The 17060-nt window shown below is 74.6% G+C and carries 10 protein-coding genes; 3 read left to right on the forward strand and 7 right to left on the reverse strand.

Annotated elements, in window-relative coordinates:
- Positions 1 to 150: 150 nt before the first annotated feature.
- The 3 genes from C7M71_RS18060 to C7M71_RS18070 are packed head-to-tail and all read right to left on the reverse strand — an operon-like array spanning position 151 to position 3300.
- Complete coding sequence (locus C7M71_RS18060) at positions 151 to 1026, reverse strand: ABC transporter permease (RefSeq protein ID WP_111492571.1); 876 nt, start codon at positions 1024 to 1026, stop codon at positions 151 to 153.
- Positions 1013 to 2020, reverse strand: a complete 1008-nt coding sequence (locus tag C7M71_RS18065; protein WP_111492572.1) for an ABC transporter ATP-binding protein — start codon at positions 2018 to 2020, stop codon at positions 1013 to 1015. Before C7M71_RS18065 ends, C7M71_RS18060 begins: the two co-directional genes overlap by 14 nt.
- Positions 2020 to 3300 (reverse strand): LolA family protein, encoded by a 1281-nt coding sequence (locus C7M71_RS18070; protein WP_111492573.1) that lies wholly within the window; start codon positions 3298 to 3300, stop codon positions 2020 to 2022. Before C7M71_RS18070 ends, C7M71_RS18065 begins: the two co-directional genes overlap by 1 nt.
- 254 nt (positions 3301 to 3554) lie before the next feature.
- Between C7M71_RS18070 and C7M71_RS18075 the strand changes: the two genes are divergently transcribed.
- Both C7M71_RS18075 and C7M71_RS18080 read left to right on the forward strand, forming a co-directional pair.
- On the forward strand, positions 3555 to 6197 hold the full coding sequence (locus C7M71_RS18075) for a bifunctional FO biosynthesis protein CofGH (RefSeq protein ID WP_111492574.1): 2643 nt from the start codon (positions 3555 to 3557) through the stop codon (positions 6195 to 6197).
- 109 nt (positions 6198 to 6306) lie between these two features.
- Positions 6307 to 7416 carry an ADP-ribosylglycohydrolase family protein gene (locus tag C7M71_RS18080; protein ID WP_111492575.1) on the forward strand — a complete coding sequence of 370 codons (1110 nt, stop codon included), beginning with the start codon at positions 6307 to 6309 and terminating at the stop codon, positions 7414 to 7416.
- Positions 7417 to 7538: 122 nt separating this feature from the next.
- Here the strand turns inward: C7M71_RS18080 and C7M71_RS18085 are convergent, their stop codons facing one another.
- The 3 genes from C7M71_RS18085 to C7M71_RS18095 all read right to left on the reverse strand — a co-directional run bounded on the left by C7M71_RS18085 (position 7539) and on the right by C7M71_RS18095 (position 9603).
- Positions 7539 to 7748: a DUF397 domain-containing protein gene (locus C7M71_RS18085; RefSeq protein ID WP_111492576.1), complete on the reverse strand. Its 210-nt coding sequence runs from the start codon at positions 7746 to 7748 to the stop codon at positions 7539 to 7541.
- Positions 7735 to 8604 carry a helix-turn-helix domain-containing protein gene (locus tag C7M71_RS18090; RefSeq protein WP_111492577.1) on the reverse strand — a complete coding sequence of 290 codons (870 nt, stop codon included), beginning with the start codon at positions 8602 to 8604 and terminating at the stop codon, positions 7735 to 7737. Before C7M71_RS18090 ends, C7M71_RS18085 begins: the two co-directional genes overlap by 14 nt.
- 258 nt (positions 8605 to 8862) lie before the next feature.
- On the reverse strand, positions 8863 to 9603 hold the full coding sequence (locus C7M71_RS18095; RefSeq protein WP_111492578.1) for a GOLPH3/VPS74 family protein: 741 nt from the start codon (positions 9601 to 9603) through the stop codon (positions 8863 to 8865).
- Positions 9604 to 10743: 1140 nt separating this feature from the next.
- Here C7M71_RS18095 and C7M71_RS18100 point away from each other — a divergent pair.
- Positions 10744 to 12030: a D-alanyl-D-alanine carboxypeptidase family protein gene (locus tag C7M71_RS18100; RefSeq protein ID WP_111494844.1), complete on the forward strand. Its 1287-nt coding sequence runs from the start codon at positions 10744 to 10746 to the stop codon at positions 12028 to 12030.
- A gap of 63 nt (positions 12031 to 12093) precedes the next feature.
- Here the strand turns inward: C7M71_RS18100 and C7M71_RS32685 are convergent, their stop codons facing one another.
- Complete coding sequence (locus tag C7M71_RS32685; protein ID WP_114914425.1) at positions 12094 to 17031, reverse strand: DNA repair ATPase; 4938 nt, start codon at positions 17029 to 17031, stop codon at positions 12094 to 12096.
- Positions 17032 to 17060: the final 29 nt, after the last annotated feature.

Consider the following 17060-nt stretch of genomic DNA (forward strand, 5'->3'; position numbering starts at 1 on the left):
GCCCGCACCGATTGCGTCGCCCAGCGTCACCGGAGTGGTGGATAACGGCGGCCAGTGCAAATCCCGCGTATTCGTTCACCGAATTCCGGACGCCGTGCAAACACCGTGCGGGCCACCGGGGTTGACGTACCCGAGGCCCGCGCCGCGCCCTCAGGCAGTGATGTCCCGCCCGGTGAACCGGGCCCAGGCGGCCGTGCCGAAAACGGCCACGTACAGCCCCTGAAGGCCGAGATTCCGCACCACGTCATGCAGGTACATCGGTTGCCGCAGCAGGTCGGCGAAGCTCAGCCAGTAGTGCGGGAAAAGCCACGGCTGGATGGTGTGCAACTGCGGTATCCCGTCCAGGATCTGGACGGTGATGACCAGCCCCACGGTGGCGGCCATCGCGGCGATCCCACTGCCGGTCAGCGTCGACACAAAGAGCCCGATCGCGACCAGCCCCGCCAGCGACGCCGCGACCACCGCCGCGATCAGCGCCGCCCGCAGCAGCGCCTCCCCGAAGGAGACCGAGTCGCCGGAGAGCAGCGTCACCCGGCCGAGCGGGAACAGCGCGGCGCCGGTGGCCAGCGCCGCCAGCGCCACGGTCAGCGTCGCCGCCACGCAGAAGACCAGCGAGGCGCAGAACTTGGCCACCAGCAGCCGGGTACGGCCCGCCGGGGCCACCAGCAGATAGCGCAGGGTGCCGCTGCTCGCCTCTCCGGCCACCGAGTCGCCCGCCACCACGCCCACCGCCAGCGGCAGGAAGACCGGCAGCGTCACCGCGAGCGCGGTGAAGACCAGGAAGAGGCCGTTCTGGGTGACCTGCGCGATGAACGCGGGACCGCCGCCGCCCTGGGCGCTGCCGGTCTCCACCTTCACCACCACGCCGATCAGCACCGGCAGCGCGGCCAGGATGGCCAGCAGGGCGAGGGTGCGCAGCCGCCGGAAGGTGATCGACAGCTCGCTGCGGAACAGTGCCAGTACGCCCAGCGCCGTCCGCGACCGTGGCCCGTACGGGGCGGGAGCGGCGGTCTCAGCCTGCGACATCGAAACCCTCTCCGGTCAGCGCCACAAAGGCGTCCTCCAGCGAACCGCGCTCGGTGCCGAAGGACCGCACCCGCACCCCCGCCTCCACCAGCGCGGCGCAGAGCTTGGGCAGCAGCGCGTCGGGGTCGGCGGCGGCGCCCGTCGGCGGCTCGCCGTCCACCCGGTCGCCGGTGGCCCGCAGGTCGGCCACCCCGTGCGCGGCCAGCACCCGGACGGCCTCCTCGGTGTCCGGGGTCCGCACCACCAGTCGGCCGCGTGCGTGCGCCGCCAGCTCGGCGACGGTGTCCTGCACCACCAGCCGGCCGCGCGACATCACCGCCGCATGGGTGCAGACCTGCTCGATCTCGTCCAGCAGGTGGGAGGAGAGGAAGACCGTGGTGCCCTCCGCCGCCACCTCCCGGACCAGGGCGCGGATCTCCCGCATGCCCTGCGGGTCCAGGCCGTTGGTCGGCTCGTCCAGCACCAGCAGCTCGCGCGGCTGGAGCAGCGCGGAGGCCAGGCCCAGGCGCTGCTTCATGCCCAGCGAGTACGCACGGGCCTTGCGGCCCGCCGCGGCGGACAGCCCGACCCGGGCCAGCGCCTCGGCGACCCGCCGGTCACGGGTGCGCGGGTCGGCGGTGGGGTCGGCGGAGTCGAAGCGGACCAGGTTGTCCCGGCCGGACAGGAAGCCGTACAGCGCCGGGCCCTCGATCAGCGCGCCGACCCGTGGCAGCACCGAGCCCGCCGACTGCGGCATGGGCGAGCCCAGCACGCTGGCCGCCCCCGAGGTGGGGGCGATCAGGCCCATCAGCATCCGGATGGTGGTGGTCTTGCCCGAGCCGTTGGGGCCCAGGAAGCCGAAGACGCTGCCGCGCGGCACCGTGAGGTCCAGCCCGTCCACGGCCAGCTGGCCGCCCCGGAAGCGCTTGGTCAGGCCCCTGGTGCGGATCACGGCGGGGGCCGGTGCCGCTTCCGTGGCGGAAGCGGCCTCCCGGCCCCCCGGCGCAGCGGTCACTAGCGGGCCCCTGCCGCGTGCTCCAGCACCTGCTGCGAGACCGCGCCCACATAGACCCTGCCGCTGTCCGTGATCAGTGCGTTAACCAGGCGGCTGTGGATCAGCGTGCCCCCGGCGACCGGCTTGCCGAACCCCTTGACCAGGGCGAGCGCATTCCCGTCGCCGCCGGTGAGGTCGGCCGGCAGGGTGAGGGAGGCCACGCTGGTCCAGCCGGTGCCGATGACATTGAGGCCGTCCGCCTGCCGGTGGTCGGCGCCCGGTCGGCCGCTGGGCGCGAGGTCCCCGGCGGGCGCCCGGTGCTCGGTGACCTTGGCGCCCTTGGGCGGGCTGAAGTCGAAGGTCCGTGCTCCCGGCCGCTCGAAGGAGACCGAGGTGAAGGCCACGTCGAAGACCGGGTCGCCGCCGCCTGCGGGCTTCACCCGCACCCGCAGCGGCACCCCGTTGCCGGCGTCCACCGCGATCCGCACGTCGCCGATGGTGGAGCCCGACTGCTTGGGCTTCACGCTCAGCTCATAGGCGTTCCGCCCGGCCACCCGGGTGGTGCCGCCCACCGAGACCGCCGTGTCGGGCCCGGCCAGCGCGAGGACCTGCCGGGCGGCCTGCTGCGGGGTGGCCGGTACGGTGGCGCCGCCGAACAGCGCGGAGCCGTCCGGGCCGCTCCCGGTGTGACCGGTGTGACCGGTGTGCCCGGCGTTCCCGGCGTTCCCGGTCGGCAGGGTCAGGTGCACCGCCTCATTGGTGCGGCTGTCCCAGCCCCACACCTGGGCGCCGTTGTGCACCACCTCGTACTCGGACAGCCGGTCGATCAGGCCCAGCCGCTGCCGGTCCGGGCCGTCCACCGCCACCTGGAGGGTGTGGGTGCCCGCCAGCAGCCGGGTGAGCCCCGCCTCGGGCGCCGCTCCGCCGCCGTCCCGCTGCCCGTCCGCACCGGAGTGGCCGCCGAACGGCCCGCCCCCGCCGCCCCCGGCCCCGATCGCGGCCTCGCCCAGCACGCCCCCCGGCAGGCCCAGGTCGGCGGTGGACCGCACGGTGCCCGACAGCGCCTGCGGATCGGACGCCAGCACCTTGGCGACCAGCTGCTCCGCGCTCAGCGGCGGCAGCGTGGGCGCGGTGTCGGAGGCCAGCGCCGGCACCAGGCCGATGGAGGCCGCGGCTATCGCCGCCACGCCCACCGGCATCAGCACCCGCACCACCGTGCGCCGGGTCGGGCGGTACGGCGCGGCCAGCCCGTGCTCGTCCTGGTCGTCGTCGGCCATCGGGTTCGTACGCTTCGCTGCCATCGCGGTCAGCCCCTCCGTCGGTACTGCTTCGCCAGCGTGCCCCCGGTTCCAGCATGCACCCGGTGGCCGCTCCCCTCGTACTCCATTACAGAACGCGAGAGCGCCCCCGGCATCGACCGCTGGAAGCACTCCGGTGTACGACCACCGGAGCAGAGCGACCCTGAGAAGCCCTCAGGGTCATCCCGGACAGCCGCCCCGGCGGTTGTGACGAGGGCCATCCTGACCCGGCTGCGGGGCTGACGTATCGTCCATCCATGACCGAGTCCAGCAGCGCAGTCCCGCAGGTCACCGCCACCACCGCGCCCACCGCCGCGCCCACCGCCAACGCCATGCGGCGGGCCCTGCGCCGGGCCAGGGACGGTGTCGCCCTGGACGCCGCCGAGGCCGCCGTGCTGCTCCAGGCACGCGGCGAGGACCTGCGCGACCTGTGCGCCTCCGCCGCCCGGGTGCGCGACGCCGGGCTGGAGGCGGCCGGGCGGCCCGGCGTGGTCACCTACTCCCGGAAGGTCTTCATCCCGCTGACCCGGCTCTGCCGGGACAAGTGCCACTACTGCACCTTTGTCACCGTGCCGGGGAAGCTGCGCCGCGCAGGCCACGGCATGTACCTCTCGCCCGACGAGGTGCTGGACATCGCCCGCCGGGGAGCCGCGCTGGGCTGCAAGGAGGCGCTCTTCACCCTCGGCGACCGGCCCGAGGACCGCTGGCCCGAGGCCCGCGAGTGGCTGGACGCGCACGGCTATGACGACACCCTGGCCTATGTCCGGGCGATGGCGATCCGGGTGCTGGAGGAGACCGGCCTGCTGCCGCACCTCAACCCCGGCGTGCTCTCCTGGACCGACCTCCAGCGGCTCAAGCCCGTCGCCCCCTCCATGGGGATGATGCTGGAGACCACCGCCACCCGGCTCTGGTCCGAGCCCGGCGGCCCGCACCACGGCTCCCCGGACAAGGAGCCCGCCGTACGGCTGCGGGTGCTGGAGGACGCGGGGCGCAGCGCCGTCCCGTTCACCACCGGCATCCTGATCGGCATCGGCGAGACCTACGAGGAGCGCGCCGACGCGCTCTTCGCCATCCGCCGGATCGCCCGCCAGTACCACGGCGTGCAGGAGGTCATCGTCCAGAACTTCCGCGCCAAGCCGGACACCGCCATGCGGGCCATGCCCGACGCCGAGCTGGCGGAGCTGGCCGCCGCCGTCGCGGTGACCCGGCTGGTGCTCGGCCCGGCCGCCCGCATCCAGGCCCCGCCGAACCTGGTCGACCGGGAGTACGCGCTGATCGTCGGCGCCGGGATCGACGACTGGGGCGGTGTCTCCCCGCTCACCCCCGACCATGTCAACCCGGAGCGGCCCTGGCCGCACATCGACGAGCTAGCCGAGCGCACCGCCGCCGCCGGGTTCGAGCTGCGCGAACGGCTCACCGTCTACCCCGAGTACATCCGGCGCGGCGAGCCCTGGCTGGACCCCCGGATCGTCCCCCATGTCACCGCGCTCGCCGACCCCGACACCGGCCTGGCCCGGCCGGACGCGATCCCCGTCGGGCTGCCCTGGCAGGAGCCCGACGACGCGTACGCCGCCACCGGCCGCACCGACCTGCACCGCACCATCGACACCGAGGGCCGCACCGCCGACCGCCGCGCCGACTTCGAGGACGTCTACGGCGACTGGGAGGCGCTCCGCGAGCAGGCCGCCGCCCCGTCCGCCGGGGCCGGGACCGACGCGGCCCTCGCGGAGCGGCTGGACCGCGACTGCCGGGAGGCGCTGTCGGTCGCCGCCGACGACCCCACCCGGCTCACCGACGACCAGGCCCTCGCGCTGCTGCACGCCGACGGCCCGGCCCTGGACGCGCTCTGCCGGATCGCCGACGAGCTGCGCCGCGACACCGTCGGCGACGAGGTGACCTACTGCGTCACCCGCAACATCAACTTCACCAATGTCTGCTACACCGGGTGCCGCTTCTGCGCCTTCGCGCAGCGCCGCACCGACGCCGACGCCTACACCCTCTCCCTGGACCAGGTCGCCGACCGCGCCGCCCAGGCATGGGAGGTGGGCGCCACCGAGGTCTGCATGCAGGGCGGCATCCACCCGGACCTGCCCGGCACCGCCTACTTCGACATCGCCCGCGCGGTCAAGGAGCGGGTGCCCGGCATCCATGTGCACGCCTTCTCGCCGATGGAGGTGGTCAACGGCGCCACCCGCACCGGCCTCTCCATCCGCGACTGGCTGGCCGCCGCCAAGGAGGCGGGCCTGGACTCCATCCCCGGCACCGCCGCCGAGATCCTCGACGACGAGGTGCGGTGGATCCTCACCAAGGGCAAGCTGCCCGCCGCCACCTGGGTCGAGGTCGTCACCGCCGCCCATGAGCTGGGCATCCGCTCCTCCTCCACCATGATGTACGGCCATGTGGACACCCCCCGCCACTGGCTGGGCCATCTGCGGCTGCTGGCCGGGATCCAGCAGCGGACCGGTGGCTTCACCGAGTTTGTGACGCTGCCGTTCATCCACACCAACGCCCCGGTCTACCTGGCCGGCATCGCCCGCCCCGGCCCGACCCCGCGCGACAACCGGGCGGTCACCGCGATGGCCCGGCTGCTGCTCCACCCGCACATCACCAACATCCAGACCAGCTGGGTGAAGCTGGGCGCCGAGGGCGCGGCGGAGATGCTCCGCTCCGGCGCCAACGACCTGGGCGGCACCCTGATGGAGGAGACCATCTCCCGGATGGCGGGCTCCGCCTACGGCAGCTACCGGTCCATCCGCGATCTGGAGGCCATCGCCGAGGCGGCCGGCCGCCCCGCCCGGCAGCGGACCACCACCTATGGCGAGGTGTCCGCCGAGCGCCGGGCCGCCGCGCTCTCCTCCGACGGGCACCTTCCGGAACTGCTGCCGGTCCTGGAGAGCTGACCGGCCCCAGCGCGCGTAGTCCTGGGCGGCCCACCGAACCGGTCTTCGCATACAGTTCCGCCGGACGGGTGACACGAAGCGGGCCGCTAGGACGAGGAGGCACCCCGCCGTGCAGGCTCTCTGGTCGCGTGCGCAGGAGCAGGACTTCCGCAGCAGGGTGCGCGGGTGCCTGCTCGGCGGCGCGCTGGGGGACGCGCTGGGCGCGGGGATCGAGTTCGAGTCGCTGGCCCGGATCCGGGCGGTGCACGGCCCGGCCGGGGTCACCGGCTATGTGCCCGCCTACGGGCGGCGCGGCGGCGCGGTCACCGACGACACCCAGATGAGCCTCTTCACCGTGGAGGGCCTGATCCGGGCGCATGTCCGGCGGGACACCGGGGTCTGGCACCCGCCGACCGACGTACACGGCGCCTATCTGCGCTGGGCCGCCACCCAGCACGACTGGGGTCCGGACGAGCGCAGACCCGACCTGGGCTGGCTGGCCCGCGAGGAGTGGCTGTACGCGCAGCGGGCACCGGGCCAGGCATGCCTCTCCGGGCTGGAGGACGGCCGGATGGGCACCCTGGAGCAGCCCCGCAACCCGCACTCCAAGGGGTGCGGCACGGTGATGCGCTCGGCCCCGTTCGGGCTGCTGGTGGGGTGGGATCCGGCGCTGGTCTTCCAGCTCGCCATGGAGTGCGCGGTCCTCACCCACGGCCACCCCACCGGCTACCTCGCGGCCGGTGCGCTGGCCGTGGTCGTGCACACGGCGGTGCGCGGCGGAGCCCTGGAGGAGGGCGTGCACCTGGCCCTGGCGCTGCTCTCCGAGCGCCCCGGCCACCAGGAGACCACGGCCGCCCTGCGCGGCGCCCTGGACGCCGTACGGTCCGGCCAGCCGTCGCCGGAGCGGGTGGAGTCGCTGGGGGAGGGCTGGGTCGCCGAGGAGGCGCTGGCCATCGCCCTGTACTGCGCGCTGGTGGCCGAGGACGTCCGGGCCGGTCTGCTGCTGGCGGTCAACCACTCCGGGGACAGCGACTCCACCGGGGCGATCTGCGGCAACCTGCTGGGCGTGCTGCACGGCGAGACGGCGCTGCCGCCGGAGTGGCTGGGCGATCTGGAGGGCCGTGGCACCATCCTCACCCTGGCCGACGACTTCGCCCTGGAGATGACCCACGGGCCGGAACTCCATGGCCCGCACGGCGACCACCGCACCGGCTGGACCCAGCGCTACCCGGCGGCGTGAGCCCGGGCGGCCCCGGGCGGCTCAGGGCGGTTCCGGGCGATCAGGGGCCTGATGCAACTCAAACCCCTCCGACCGGGCCCTGGGCGGTCGAAGGGGCGGGCGGGGGCGGTTCCCGCGGGGGTTCAGACGGTGGCGAAGACCTCGGTACCGGCGGCGGTGACAAAGGCGGCCCAGGCGGCGGCGGAGAAGGTGAGGGCGGGGCCCTGCGGGTCCTTGGAGTCGCGTACGGCCACCAAGGACCTCCTGGGCAGGGCCACCTCCACGCACTGGCCATTGGGACCGCTGTAGCTGCTCTTGCGCCACACCGGGGTGCCAGTGTCATCCGCCTTCATGGTCTGCGTACTCCCTCGCATACTCGGCTATCAACGACCGGGAATCCGTGACGCTGAGCGCCACGGCCATCAGATGGTCGTAGAGACCGGTATAGCGACGAACGTCCGCTTCCTTCTCCAGGTAAAGGTCGCTTGTCACCCCTTCGAGGTAAACAACCGCCGTATCGGCTGACTCCGGGAACTCAAGGATGGAGAATGCCCCCGTCATACCTGGGTGGGCTCCCTTGGTGAAGGGGATCACCTGAAGGTTGACATGAGGCTCCCCGCACAAGTCCGCCAGATGGGCCATTTGCGCGGCCATCACCTCGCGGCTGCCGACCTGCCGCCGCAGTACGGCCTCGTCCACCACCGCCCAGAAGTGGTCCAGCTGGTCGCTGCCCCTGATCCGGCGCTGGCGTGCCATCCGCACCTCGACCCGGCGGTGCACCGCCTCGGTATCGGTGTCCGGCTGGATGCCGGTCACCACGGCGTGCGCATACGCACGCGTCTGGAGCAGGCCCGGGACGAACGACGACTCATAGTTGCGCACCGCCGAGGCGTCCGCCTCCAGACCGATGTAGATGCTGTACGGGATGTCGCCGAAGGCGTGCCACCAGCCGCGCTGCCGGGACTCCTTGGCCATCGCCATCAGCGACTCGCGCATCCGCTCGTCCTCGACCCCGTAGACGTCGCAGAGGTCGCGGACATCGCGCTGGCTGATGCTGCGGCGTCCGTTCTCCAGACGGCTGATCTTGGATTGGGAGACCATCAGGCGGCCGGCCACTTCTTCCGCCGTCATCCCCTTCTGCTCGCGGAGACGGCGCAGTTCGGCTCCGAGCCTGCGGCGGCGCACTGTCGGATTGATGCTGGCGGACACGTCGACCTCCGGGCGGTCTCTCCCACATTCGTACCAACCACTCAACGGCACGAGCATGCCACTACGGATCACGCCGCCGCCGGGGAATTGACGCGGCTCATCGGATCGGGTCACCGAGGCGGGGCTGCGACGGGGCCGGGGCAGGGCTGGGGCGGGGCTGGGGCGAGCGTCGGAAAGGGGCATGCCAAAGGGCGGTCGCACGGCATATCCATGCCGACCGACCGCCCCGGAGGACATCCGGACCGCCCGCGGGGCCGCCTAGCGCACGCCCGCGCGGGCCATGTCGTGCCCGACGGCCACCGCCCCGGGCCCGGTCCGGCCGCCGGCCGGGCGTGCCCCCGGCCGGGTGGCGCCGGCGCCGCGCTGCGCCTGGGCCGGCATGCCGTTCTGCACATCCATCACGGCGTGCGCGACCATCCCGCCCAGTGGGTCGTACCGGATCAGATCGCGCAGCCGCGACCTGGACGACCGGCCCTCGTTGCCCGGGTAGAGGTGCTTGCCGAGCCCCACTGCGTGGGCCAGGGCGGCCAGCGCCGCGGTCCGGGGGTCCGGTGGCACACCGGTCCTGATGGCTGTGTCCAGGCGCTGCTTGATCGCCGTGTTGGTGCACTCGTCCGACGCCTGGTACCGCGTCGTCGGCAACACCCCGCACACCTGGCCCGGCACAGCCGTCACCATGCCGCACCGCTCCAGGTGCGCCAGGTACGTCTGGCGAAGGCCCAACCGGGGCCCGCCGATCCAGTGCACGGCACGCACCGCGCTGCCGCGCCTGCGCAGCAGCTCCAGCGCATGGTCCAGTGTCGGATCACCGGTCGGCCGTGGCAGCACCACGGCGATCCGGTCTCCGTCCGGGACTATCCGTCCGGCCAGGGCCAGCTCGACGAGCTGTGCCCCGGCGAGTCCGAGGTCGAGGGTCTGCGGCTGCGCCGTGGTGCCCGTGGCCGGGTCCAGTGCGAGCAACAGCAGTTCCTCGGGAATTGTTCTGCGGCTCCTGCCCATCCAAGCCTCCCCGCGTGGATGGATGACAGCGTGACGCCTCTCACACCCTGCTGTCGAGACCGCCTCTGAATCGTGACCCGGGAACCGGTGTCCCGCCGGGGGTCGTCACCCACGTGGACGGGTGGTCGGACCCGGGAGAAACGCCGGTCGGACGGGGCTTGGACGGGCGACATCATGTTCGTGGCGGAGACTGTCCGCTATGGGGCGGGACGCCGGTGCGAAGGCGTCCCGCCAGGTCTGTGAGGAGGTTGGGTCACGTGGGCGAGTCCCCCGGCACGGTCGAGCGCGACGAGGAGCGCCGACGCGCCGATCCGGACGGTGCGTCGGCGGCGGAGGCCGTGCGAGACGAGGGCACCGAGCCGCTGGAGGGAGCGGAGCAGCGGGCAGTCGGCACGGCGGAGCAGGACGGCACCAAGGGCGGTACCAAGGGCGGCCGGAAGGACGGCAGCAAGGACGGCAAGGAGGAGAAGGCCCGCAGCGGGGCCAAGGGCGACTCCACCGTCCAGCTGCGGGTGCGGAGCGGGGACAACCCCACCCGGATGCTGCGGCTGCCCGTGGACAGTCCCACCCGGATGCTGCGGCTGCCGGCCGAGGCGGTGAAGGCGGCGCCCGAGGAGCGCGCGGAGGATCCGAGGCTGGCCCTGCGGGGCGACCGGGCACCGGCCGAGGCCGAGACGGAGACCGAGGCGGAGACCGAGACCAAGCCTGAGCCCAAGGCCGAGGCCAAGGCCGAGGCCGAGCCTCAGGCCAAGGCCGAGCCCGAGCCCGAGCCGTCCGGGGATGCCGAGAAGCCCCCGGCGACCGAGCTGTCGCTGCCCGTGGTGGCCGCGCCCGACCGTGAACCGGATGCGGCGAAGCCCGGCAAGGCCGCGAAGCCCGGCAAGGCCGCGAAGCCGGACAGGCCCGCCGCACCGGCCGAAGGAGAGCCCGCGCCCACCGAGCTGTCGCTGCCCCCCGTGGCGGCGCCCGCCGGGGCCACCCCGGCAGGCCGGGCCGCAGAGCCCGCCCCCGCGCCCACCGAGCTGTCGCTGCCCCCGTGGCGGCGCCTGCCGGGGCAACCCCGGCGGGTCGGGCCGCAGAGCCCGCCCCGCGCCCGTGTACGCGCCGCCCAGGGCCCCGCAGCCGGAGCCGGAGCCGCCGGTGGGCCCGGAGACCACCTCCGAGGCCATGCGGGTGCTGGCGTCCCTCAGCGCCCGCCCGATGACCCCGCTGCGCCGCGCGGTGAAGCGGGTCACCGTCTGGGGTGTCTTCCTCGCCTTCGTCCTCGGCATCGTCTGCGTCGCCCAGCTGCTGCGCCCGCTGCCGGACCCGGTGGTGCAGTCCACCGCGCTCTCCTCGTACACCTTCCCCGGCAGCAAGCCCAATCTGCCGTGGCCCACCGAGGGCCAGGCCACCGCCGAGGTCTACGGCCTGGGCAGCCTCGGCCGCTCGGGGGCCGACAAGTCCGCGCCGATGGCCAGCGTCACCAAGGTGATGACCGCGTATGTGGTGCTCAAGGACCATCCGCTGAAGCTGGGGGAGAACGGCCTGACGCTCACCGCCGACAAGCAGGCGGCGTCCGACTACTCCACCGGCATCACCGAGGGCGAGTCGGTGGTCAAGGTCGAGGTGGGCCAGAAGATCAGCCAGTACGAGGCGCTCCAGATGCTGCTGATCCCCTCCGCCAACAACATCGCCCGGCTGCTCGGCCGCTGGGACGCGGGCTCCCAGGAGGCGTTCGTCAAGAAGATGAACGACACCGCGCGGACGCTCGGCATGACCAAGACCGTCTACACCGACCCCAGCGGTCTTCAGTCCACCACCAGGACCACCGCCTCCGACCAGCTCAGGCTGGCCGAGAAGGTGATGCAGAACGACGTCTTCCGGCAGATCGTGTCCACCCCCAATGTGGTGCTCACCGACGGCCAGCGGATCTTCAACAACAACCAGCTGCTGACGACCGGCGACCGGGTCATCGGGGTGAAGACCGGTTCCAGCACCCCGGCCGGCGGCTGCCTGATGTGGGCGGCCGAGAAGGAGGTCGGCGGCACCACGCAGCTGATCATCGGTGTGGTGATGGGCCAGCAGGGCCCGCAGATCCTGCAGAAGGTGCTGGACGTCAGTGGTGACCTCATCGCGGCGGCGCAGAAGAACCTCACCGACCACACCGTGCTCAGGAAGGGCGACGTGGTCGGCTATGTCGACGACGGGCTCGGCGGAAAGGTTCCGGCAACGGTGTCCCAGGACGTCACCGTGGTCGGCTGGTCCGGGCTGAGCGTGGAGGTCAACCTGGAGCCGCAGGGCACCCTGCCGCACACCGCCAAGGCCGGTACCCGGGTGGGCACCGTCACGGTCGGCAGCGGCCAGGGCGAGGTGAAGGTCCCGGTGGTGCTCAAGCACGACCTGGCGCCGCCGTCGATCAGCTCCCGCCTCACCCGGCTGCTGTGACCCGCTGAGCGCGCCCACAGGGCCCGGACGGCACCGCCGTCCGGGCCCTGTGCCGTCCGGGCCTCAGACCGGCCGCCTGGGCCGCTCCGTGGCGCGGGTGATGGCGGCCTCCACCGCCCCCACCCGGTCCGCCAGCAGGCCCAGGGCGCCCACGGCGCGGGCGAGGGCGTCGTCCCCGGAGCCGCCCAGCGCCCGCTCGCGCAGATACCCGGCCTTGACCTCGGCCCAGCGGGCGGCCTGCTCGGCGGTGAGGCGGTCGCGCAGCCCGGCCAGCTTGAGCAGATTGGCCTCGGCGTCGGCGCCCAGCGCCTGGGCCTCGCCCCGGTAGTGGTCGTCGAGGACGGCTTCGACCTCCTCGGCGTCCATCACCGGGACGATCCGCCCGGCCAGTCGGCTCATGTCCCGGTAGGAGCCCTGGAGCAGGTAGGGCGGCTCGGTGCGGGAGGCGTCGGCGGTTGCCGCGGAGGCGATGTAGGCGCGGTTGCTGGCCAGCAGCACCTCGCGGACCCCCAGCAGATGGCGCAGCACGGCGAGCACCGCCTCCAGCTCGGGCTGCGGGTAGGGGTGTGCCGTCCGGTCGGTGCGGACCGGCTCGGTGCCCTGGGCCATGGCGGTGAGCAGTTCCAGGTCGGCCGGGTCGCGCCCGGCCAGCGGGGCCAGCACGGGGTTGGCGGTGAGCGCGTTCTCCAGGTAGCTGGCGGCGAAGAGGTCCTCCCGGCCCGCCAGGACGTCGCCCAGGTTCCACACGTCGGCGCGGTTGGCCAGCATGTCGGGGATGCGGAAGCGGCGGCCGGACTCGGTGTACGGGTTGCCGGCCATGCAGACCGCGAACCGCTTGCCGCGCAGGTCGTGGCTGCGGGCCAGGCCGCCCTGGACGCCGTCGATGCGGCGCTGCGCATCGCAGAGCGGGATGAACTTCTGGAGCAGCTCGGGGCTGGTGTGCTGGATGTCGTCCAGGTAGAGCAGGACGTTGTTCCCCAGCTCCAGCGCGAAGTTGATCTTCTCGACCTCCTGGCGGGCGGTCGCGTCGGGCGCCTCCGCCGGGTCCAGCGAGGTGGTGCGGTGGCCCAGCGCCGGGCCGTCCACCCGGACCAGTACCAGGCCAAGCGCGGCCGCCACGTACTCCATCAGCGTGGTCTTGCCGTAGCCGGGCGGGGAGATCAGCATCAGCAGGCCCGACCGGTCGCCGTGCCCGGCGTCGCCGGCGGTGCCCAGCTGCTTGGCGAGGTTGTCGCCGATCAGCGGCAGGTACACCTCGTCGATCAGCCGGTTGCGGACGAAGCCGCCGAGCGGCCGGGGCCGGTAGGCGTCCAGCCGCAGCCGCCGCCGCTCGGCGGCCACCAGCTCGGCCCGCTGCCGCTGGTAGGCGCGGTGCGCCGGGACGCGCTGCTCCCGGAAGCGGCGGGTGCGCTCCAGCAGCTCGTCCAGCCGCAGCCGCAGCGTCCCGCCGCTGATCCTCGGGTGGGTGCCCAGCAGGCCCTCCACGGTGGCGGTGAGCGGCGCGGCCGAGTCCCGGCGGGGGAGGGCGTCGCCGATCAGCTCCACCGCCACCGCCTCGTCCAGGTCGGCCGCGTACCGGTCCGGGTCGCCGCCCGACGCGGCGCAGGAGCCGAGCCAGGCCCGTACCAGCTGATGACGGGCCGTCAGCTCACCGTCCAGCGCCCGCAGATCGTCCTCGTACTCCTTGCGGGCGGCGGAGTCCGGACCGCCCAGCGCCGCGTGGAAGGCGGCCAGCAGCTCCCGGGCGCCCACGCCGGTCGCAAAGCCCGGCTGCTCCCCGGCCAGCTCCTCGAAGAGGTAGCCCCCGGCGCCCGGGGCGGCGGGCAGTCCGGCCCGCGCGGTGAAGGCGGCCACCGCCGCGTCCAGCTCCGCGCAGAGCTCGGCCACGGCCGGTGCGGGGCCGAAGGCGGCCCGCGCCCGGGCCAGCGAACCCGCCCGGGTCAGCCAGCCGGTACGGGCCCGCTCGTCGGTGCCGTACGCCCAGAACAGCTGCGCCGAGGCGCGGGCGGCCCCCGGGTGGCGCAGCAGGCCCGCATCGGAGCGCAGCCGCAGCAGCGCCGTCAGGATCGCCGCCGCGTCATGGTCATGGACGCCGCGCTGATAGCCCTCGTCGTAGCGGTCGGCGGCGGCCCTGCGGACCGCCTCCAGCGGGCCGTCCGGCGCCTCCAGGGCCGCGAGCAGCCCGGGGGACGCCTCAGCCTCCGCCAGCACGGCGGCGGCCAGGTGCTCGCCCCGGTAGACCTCCGGGGACTCCGAGGCCAGCGGCTGGTCCCAGAACGGCCGGGTGGCCGCGAAGGACGGGTCGTCCACCGGCGCCCGGTAGTCGGTCCCGGCGACGGCGAAGGCCAGGCCGTCGCCGTGCGGCACCAGGGTCAGCTCCAGCTTGGGGTCGGCCACCGCGAACCGGTGGCGGCCCAGCCGCAGCGTGCCGTCGCCGCCGTCCAGGTCCAGCCGGTCGCGCAGCGCCCGCGCCGCCTCCTGGCGGGCCGCGTCCAGCCGGCCGGTCAGCTCCTGGGCCCGTACCGGGTCGCCCAGCGCCCGCAGCTCCTCGGCGGCGGCCCGCACCCGGGCCACCGCCTGGTCGGTGGTGAAGTAGGTGGAAAGCTCCTCCGGCGAGCCCAGCCCCGCCGCCCGCCGCCGCACCCCGGCCAGGATGCGCTCCCCGGCCGCCATCCGCCGGTCGGCGCTGCGGGCCCGCTCGTCCAGCAGCGCCTGCCGCCGGGCCGCGAACGCCCCCTGGACCTCCTCCCGCTTGGCCTCCAGCCGCTCCGGCAGCCCGTCGGAGTCGGCGAAGCGGGTCTCCAGGCCCTCCAGCCGCAGCAGCAGCCGCCCCAGCTGCTCCTCGCACCGCTCGGGCGTGGTGGAGGCCGCCAGGGCGCCCGTGGCGCTCTGCGCCAGCAGGGCGAACTCGGCCTCGAAAGCCGCCCGCCCCTCGGCCTCCCGCAGCTCCCGGCGGCGGGCGTCCAGCACGGCCCGGGCGGCGCCCAGCGCCCCCACCGCCTCGCCGATCCGCTCCAGTACGGCGGTGCGCACCGTGGCGTCCGCCGCCTCCAGCCCGCCGACCACCTCGGTGACCAGCTCCAGGCCGTCGGCGCGGGCCGCGATCCGCTCGGCGGTCTGCGCCGCCTCGGCGTCGGTGGCCGCCTCCCGGGCCTCGGCGGTCAGTTGGCCGGCCGCCGCCAGCGCGGGCGCGAAGGCGCCCTCACCGGCCAGGAAGTCCAGGGCCCGGCCGGCCGCCGCGTGCAACTCCCCGTCCAGCGCCGCCTCCAGCGCGGCCACCCGGTCCAGGTCCACCCGGTGCAGCTCGCGCAGGCCCGCCAGCCGCCCCCGGGCCCGGCGCAGCCCGGCCAGCTGCGCCACCCAGCCCTCGGCGTCGTCCGGCAGCTCGCTGCGGGCACGCCGCATCAGCGAGGCGCCCTCGGCCTCGGCCTCTTCCACGGCGGCCACGGCGCGCGCCGCCAGCTCCTCCACCCGGCGGTGCTCGTCCAGTACCTGCCGGGCGGTGTTCCGCAGCGCGGTCAGCGGGTCGAGCAGGCCGCCCAGTTCGGGCTCGCCCAGCCAGTGGTAGCGGTCCAGTGCCCGGCCGCAGGCGCCCACCAGCTGCTCGAAGCCGACCGTGGACGTGGCGTCGTCACGGGCGCTCCGCTGCGCCGCCCGCGCCGCCGCCAGGCAGTCGGCGACCCCCTGCACCAGCTCCCGGTTGCCGATCCGCTCCAGCGGCCCGCCGCCGGTCGGCCGGGTCGCCGCCAGATGGGCCTCGGAGGCGAACGGGGTGCGCCACAGCTGGACGGCGTGCAGCCGCGACTGCTCCTCGCCGCCGCGCAGCACGGCCAGCGTGCCGTCGGCCAGCAGCGCCCAGCCGCCGCAGGGGATCGGGGTGGCGGCCTCCTGCCGGATGGTGTTGTACGGGAGCAGCAGCGCCCGGCCGCCCGCCGGGTCGGCGAAGGCGTACAGCACGTCCTCGCCGTCGGCGGAGCGCACCACCCGCTGGAACTCCAGCCCCTCGACGTCGGTGTCGAAGGTGCGCACCGCCCCGGTGGCCAGGCAGTAGCCGCCGGGGAAGACCACGCCCTGGTCCTCGGGCAGCAGCCGGCAGGACTGCCCGATGGCGTCCAGCCGGGTCACCCGGCCGGTGGCGGCGGTGTGCACCAGGTACCGCCAGGCGTCCTCCTTGTAGGGGCGCACCCGCAGCAGCACCAGCGCCGGACCGACCCGGGCGTACTCCACATCGGCGTCGGCGAGCGACTGCAACGGCTCGTCCACCGGCTCGCGGTGCAGCTCGCCGCGCGGTGTCTCGGTGTCCGGGTCGCTGCGGACGGTGAGGCTGCCGCCGGTGGTGGAGACATGGAGCGCGCCGCCGGCCACCGCGATCTGCGGGTGGCGGCCGGGCAGGTGGTCCTCGCGGGTGGCGGCGGTCCAGTGGACGTCGTGCGGCTCCGGGCGCTCCAGGTCGCGCTCGCCCCGGTTGTCCAGGTACGCCACCCCGCCGTCGGCGTCCACCCGCCAGCGCAGCACCCGCAGGTCGGCGGGGTCCGGGCCGGTGCGGAAGGCAGCCAGCAGCCGGGTGCCGGTGCGCTGGAGCCGCAGCAGCCGGGCGTCGCGGTAGTAGCGGTGCAGCTCGGCGAAGTCGCGGCGGAACTCCGGGTGGTCCAGCAGGCCCGGCACGGCGGCCGGGGCCGGGTCGCCGTCGCCGGGCACATACCCGGCCAGCACGTCCTCGGGTTCGGGCACGTCGTCCCGGGCCGAGGCGGGGAAGAGGCCGAGCAGCAGCAGCCCGCCCAGCGGGGCCAGGTCGCGGGCCGCGCCGGGCTGCGCGGTGGCCGCCCGGACGGCGGCGACCGGCTCCAGCGGCGTACCGCCGAACGCCTCCCGCCGCCGTCCGTCCAACTCCCGGGCCCGCCGGGCCAGTTCGGCGGCCCGGTCGGACAGCCGGGTCCGCAGCACCTCATAGGTGGCGGTGTCGACCTCCGCCGCCTGCGGCGCTGCGGTGGTGTCGCTCATCGGATCTCCCTCGGACGGACCCGGCCCCG

Origin of the sequence: Peterkaempfera bronchialis (genome assembly GCF_003258605.2) — a bacterium.
In the GTDB taxonomy this organism is placed as follows: domain Bacteria; phylum Actinomycetota; class Actinomycetes; order Streptomycetales; family Streptomycetaceae; genus Peterkaempfera; species Peterkaempfera bronchialis.

Excerpts from the sequence above, each read along its gene's own strand:
- C7M71_RS32685 (WP_114914425.1), bottom strand. The coding sequence starts at position 17,031 with ATGAGCGACACCACCGCAGCGCCGCAGGCGGCGGAGGTCGACACCGCC.
- C7M71_RS18095 (WP_111492578.1), bottom strand. The coding sequence starts at position 9,603 with ATGGGCAGGAGCCGCAGAACAATTCCCGAGGAACTGCTGTTGCTCGCA.
- C7M71_RS18085 (WP_111492576.1), bottom strand. The coding sequence starts at position 7,748 with ATGAAGGCGGATGACACTGGCACCCCGGTGTGGCGCAAGAGCAGCTAC.
- C7M71_RS18060 (WP_111492571.1), bottom strand. The coding sequence starts at position 1,026 with ATGTCGCAGGCTGAGACCGCCGCTCCCGCCCCGTACGGGCCACGGTCG.
- C7M71_RS18075 (WP_111492574.1), top strand. The coding sequence starts at position 3,555 with ATGACCGAGTCCAGCAGCGCAGTCCCGCAGGTCACCGCCACCACCGCG.
- C7M71_RS18070 (WP_111492573.1), bottom strand. The coding sequence starts at position 3,300 with ATGGCAGCGAAGCGTACGAACCCGATGGCCGACGACGACCAGGACGAG.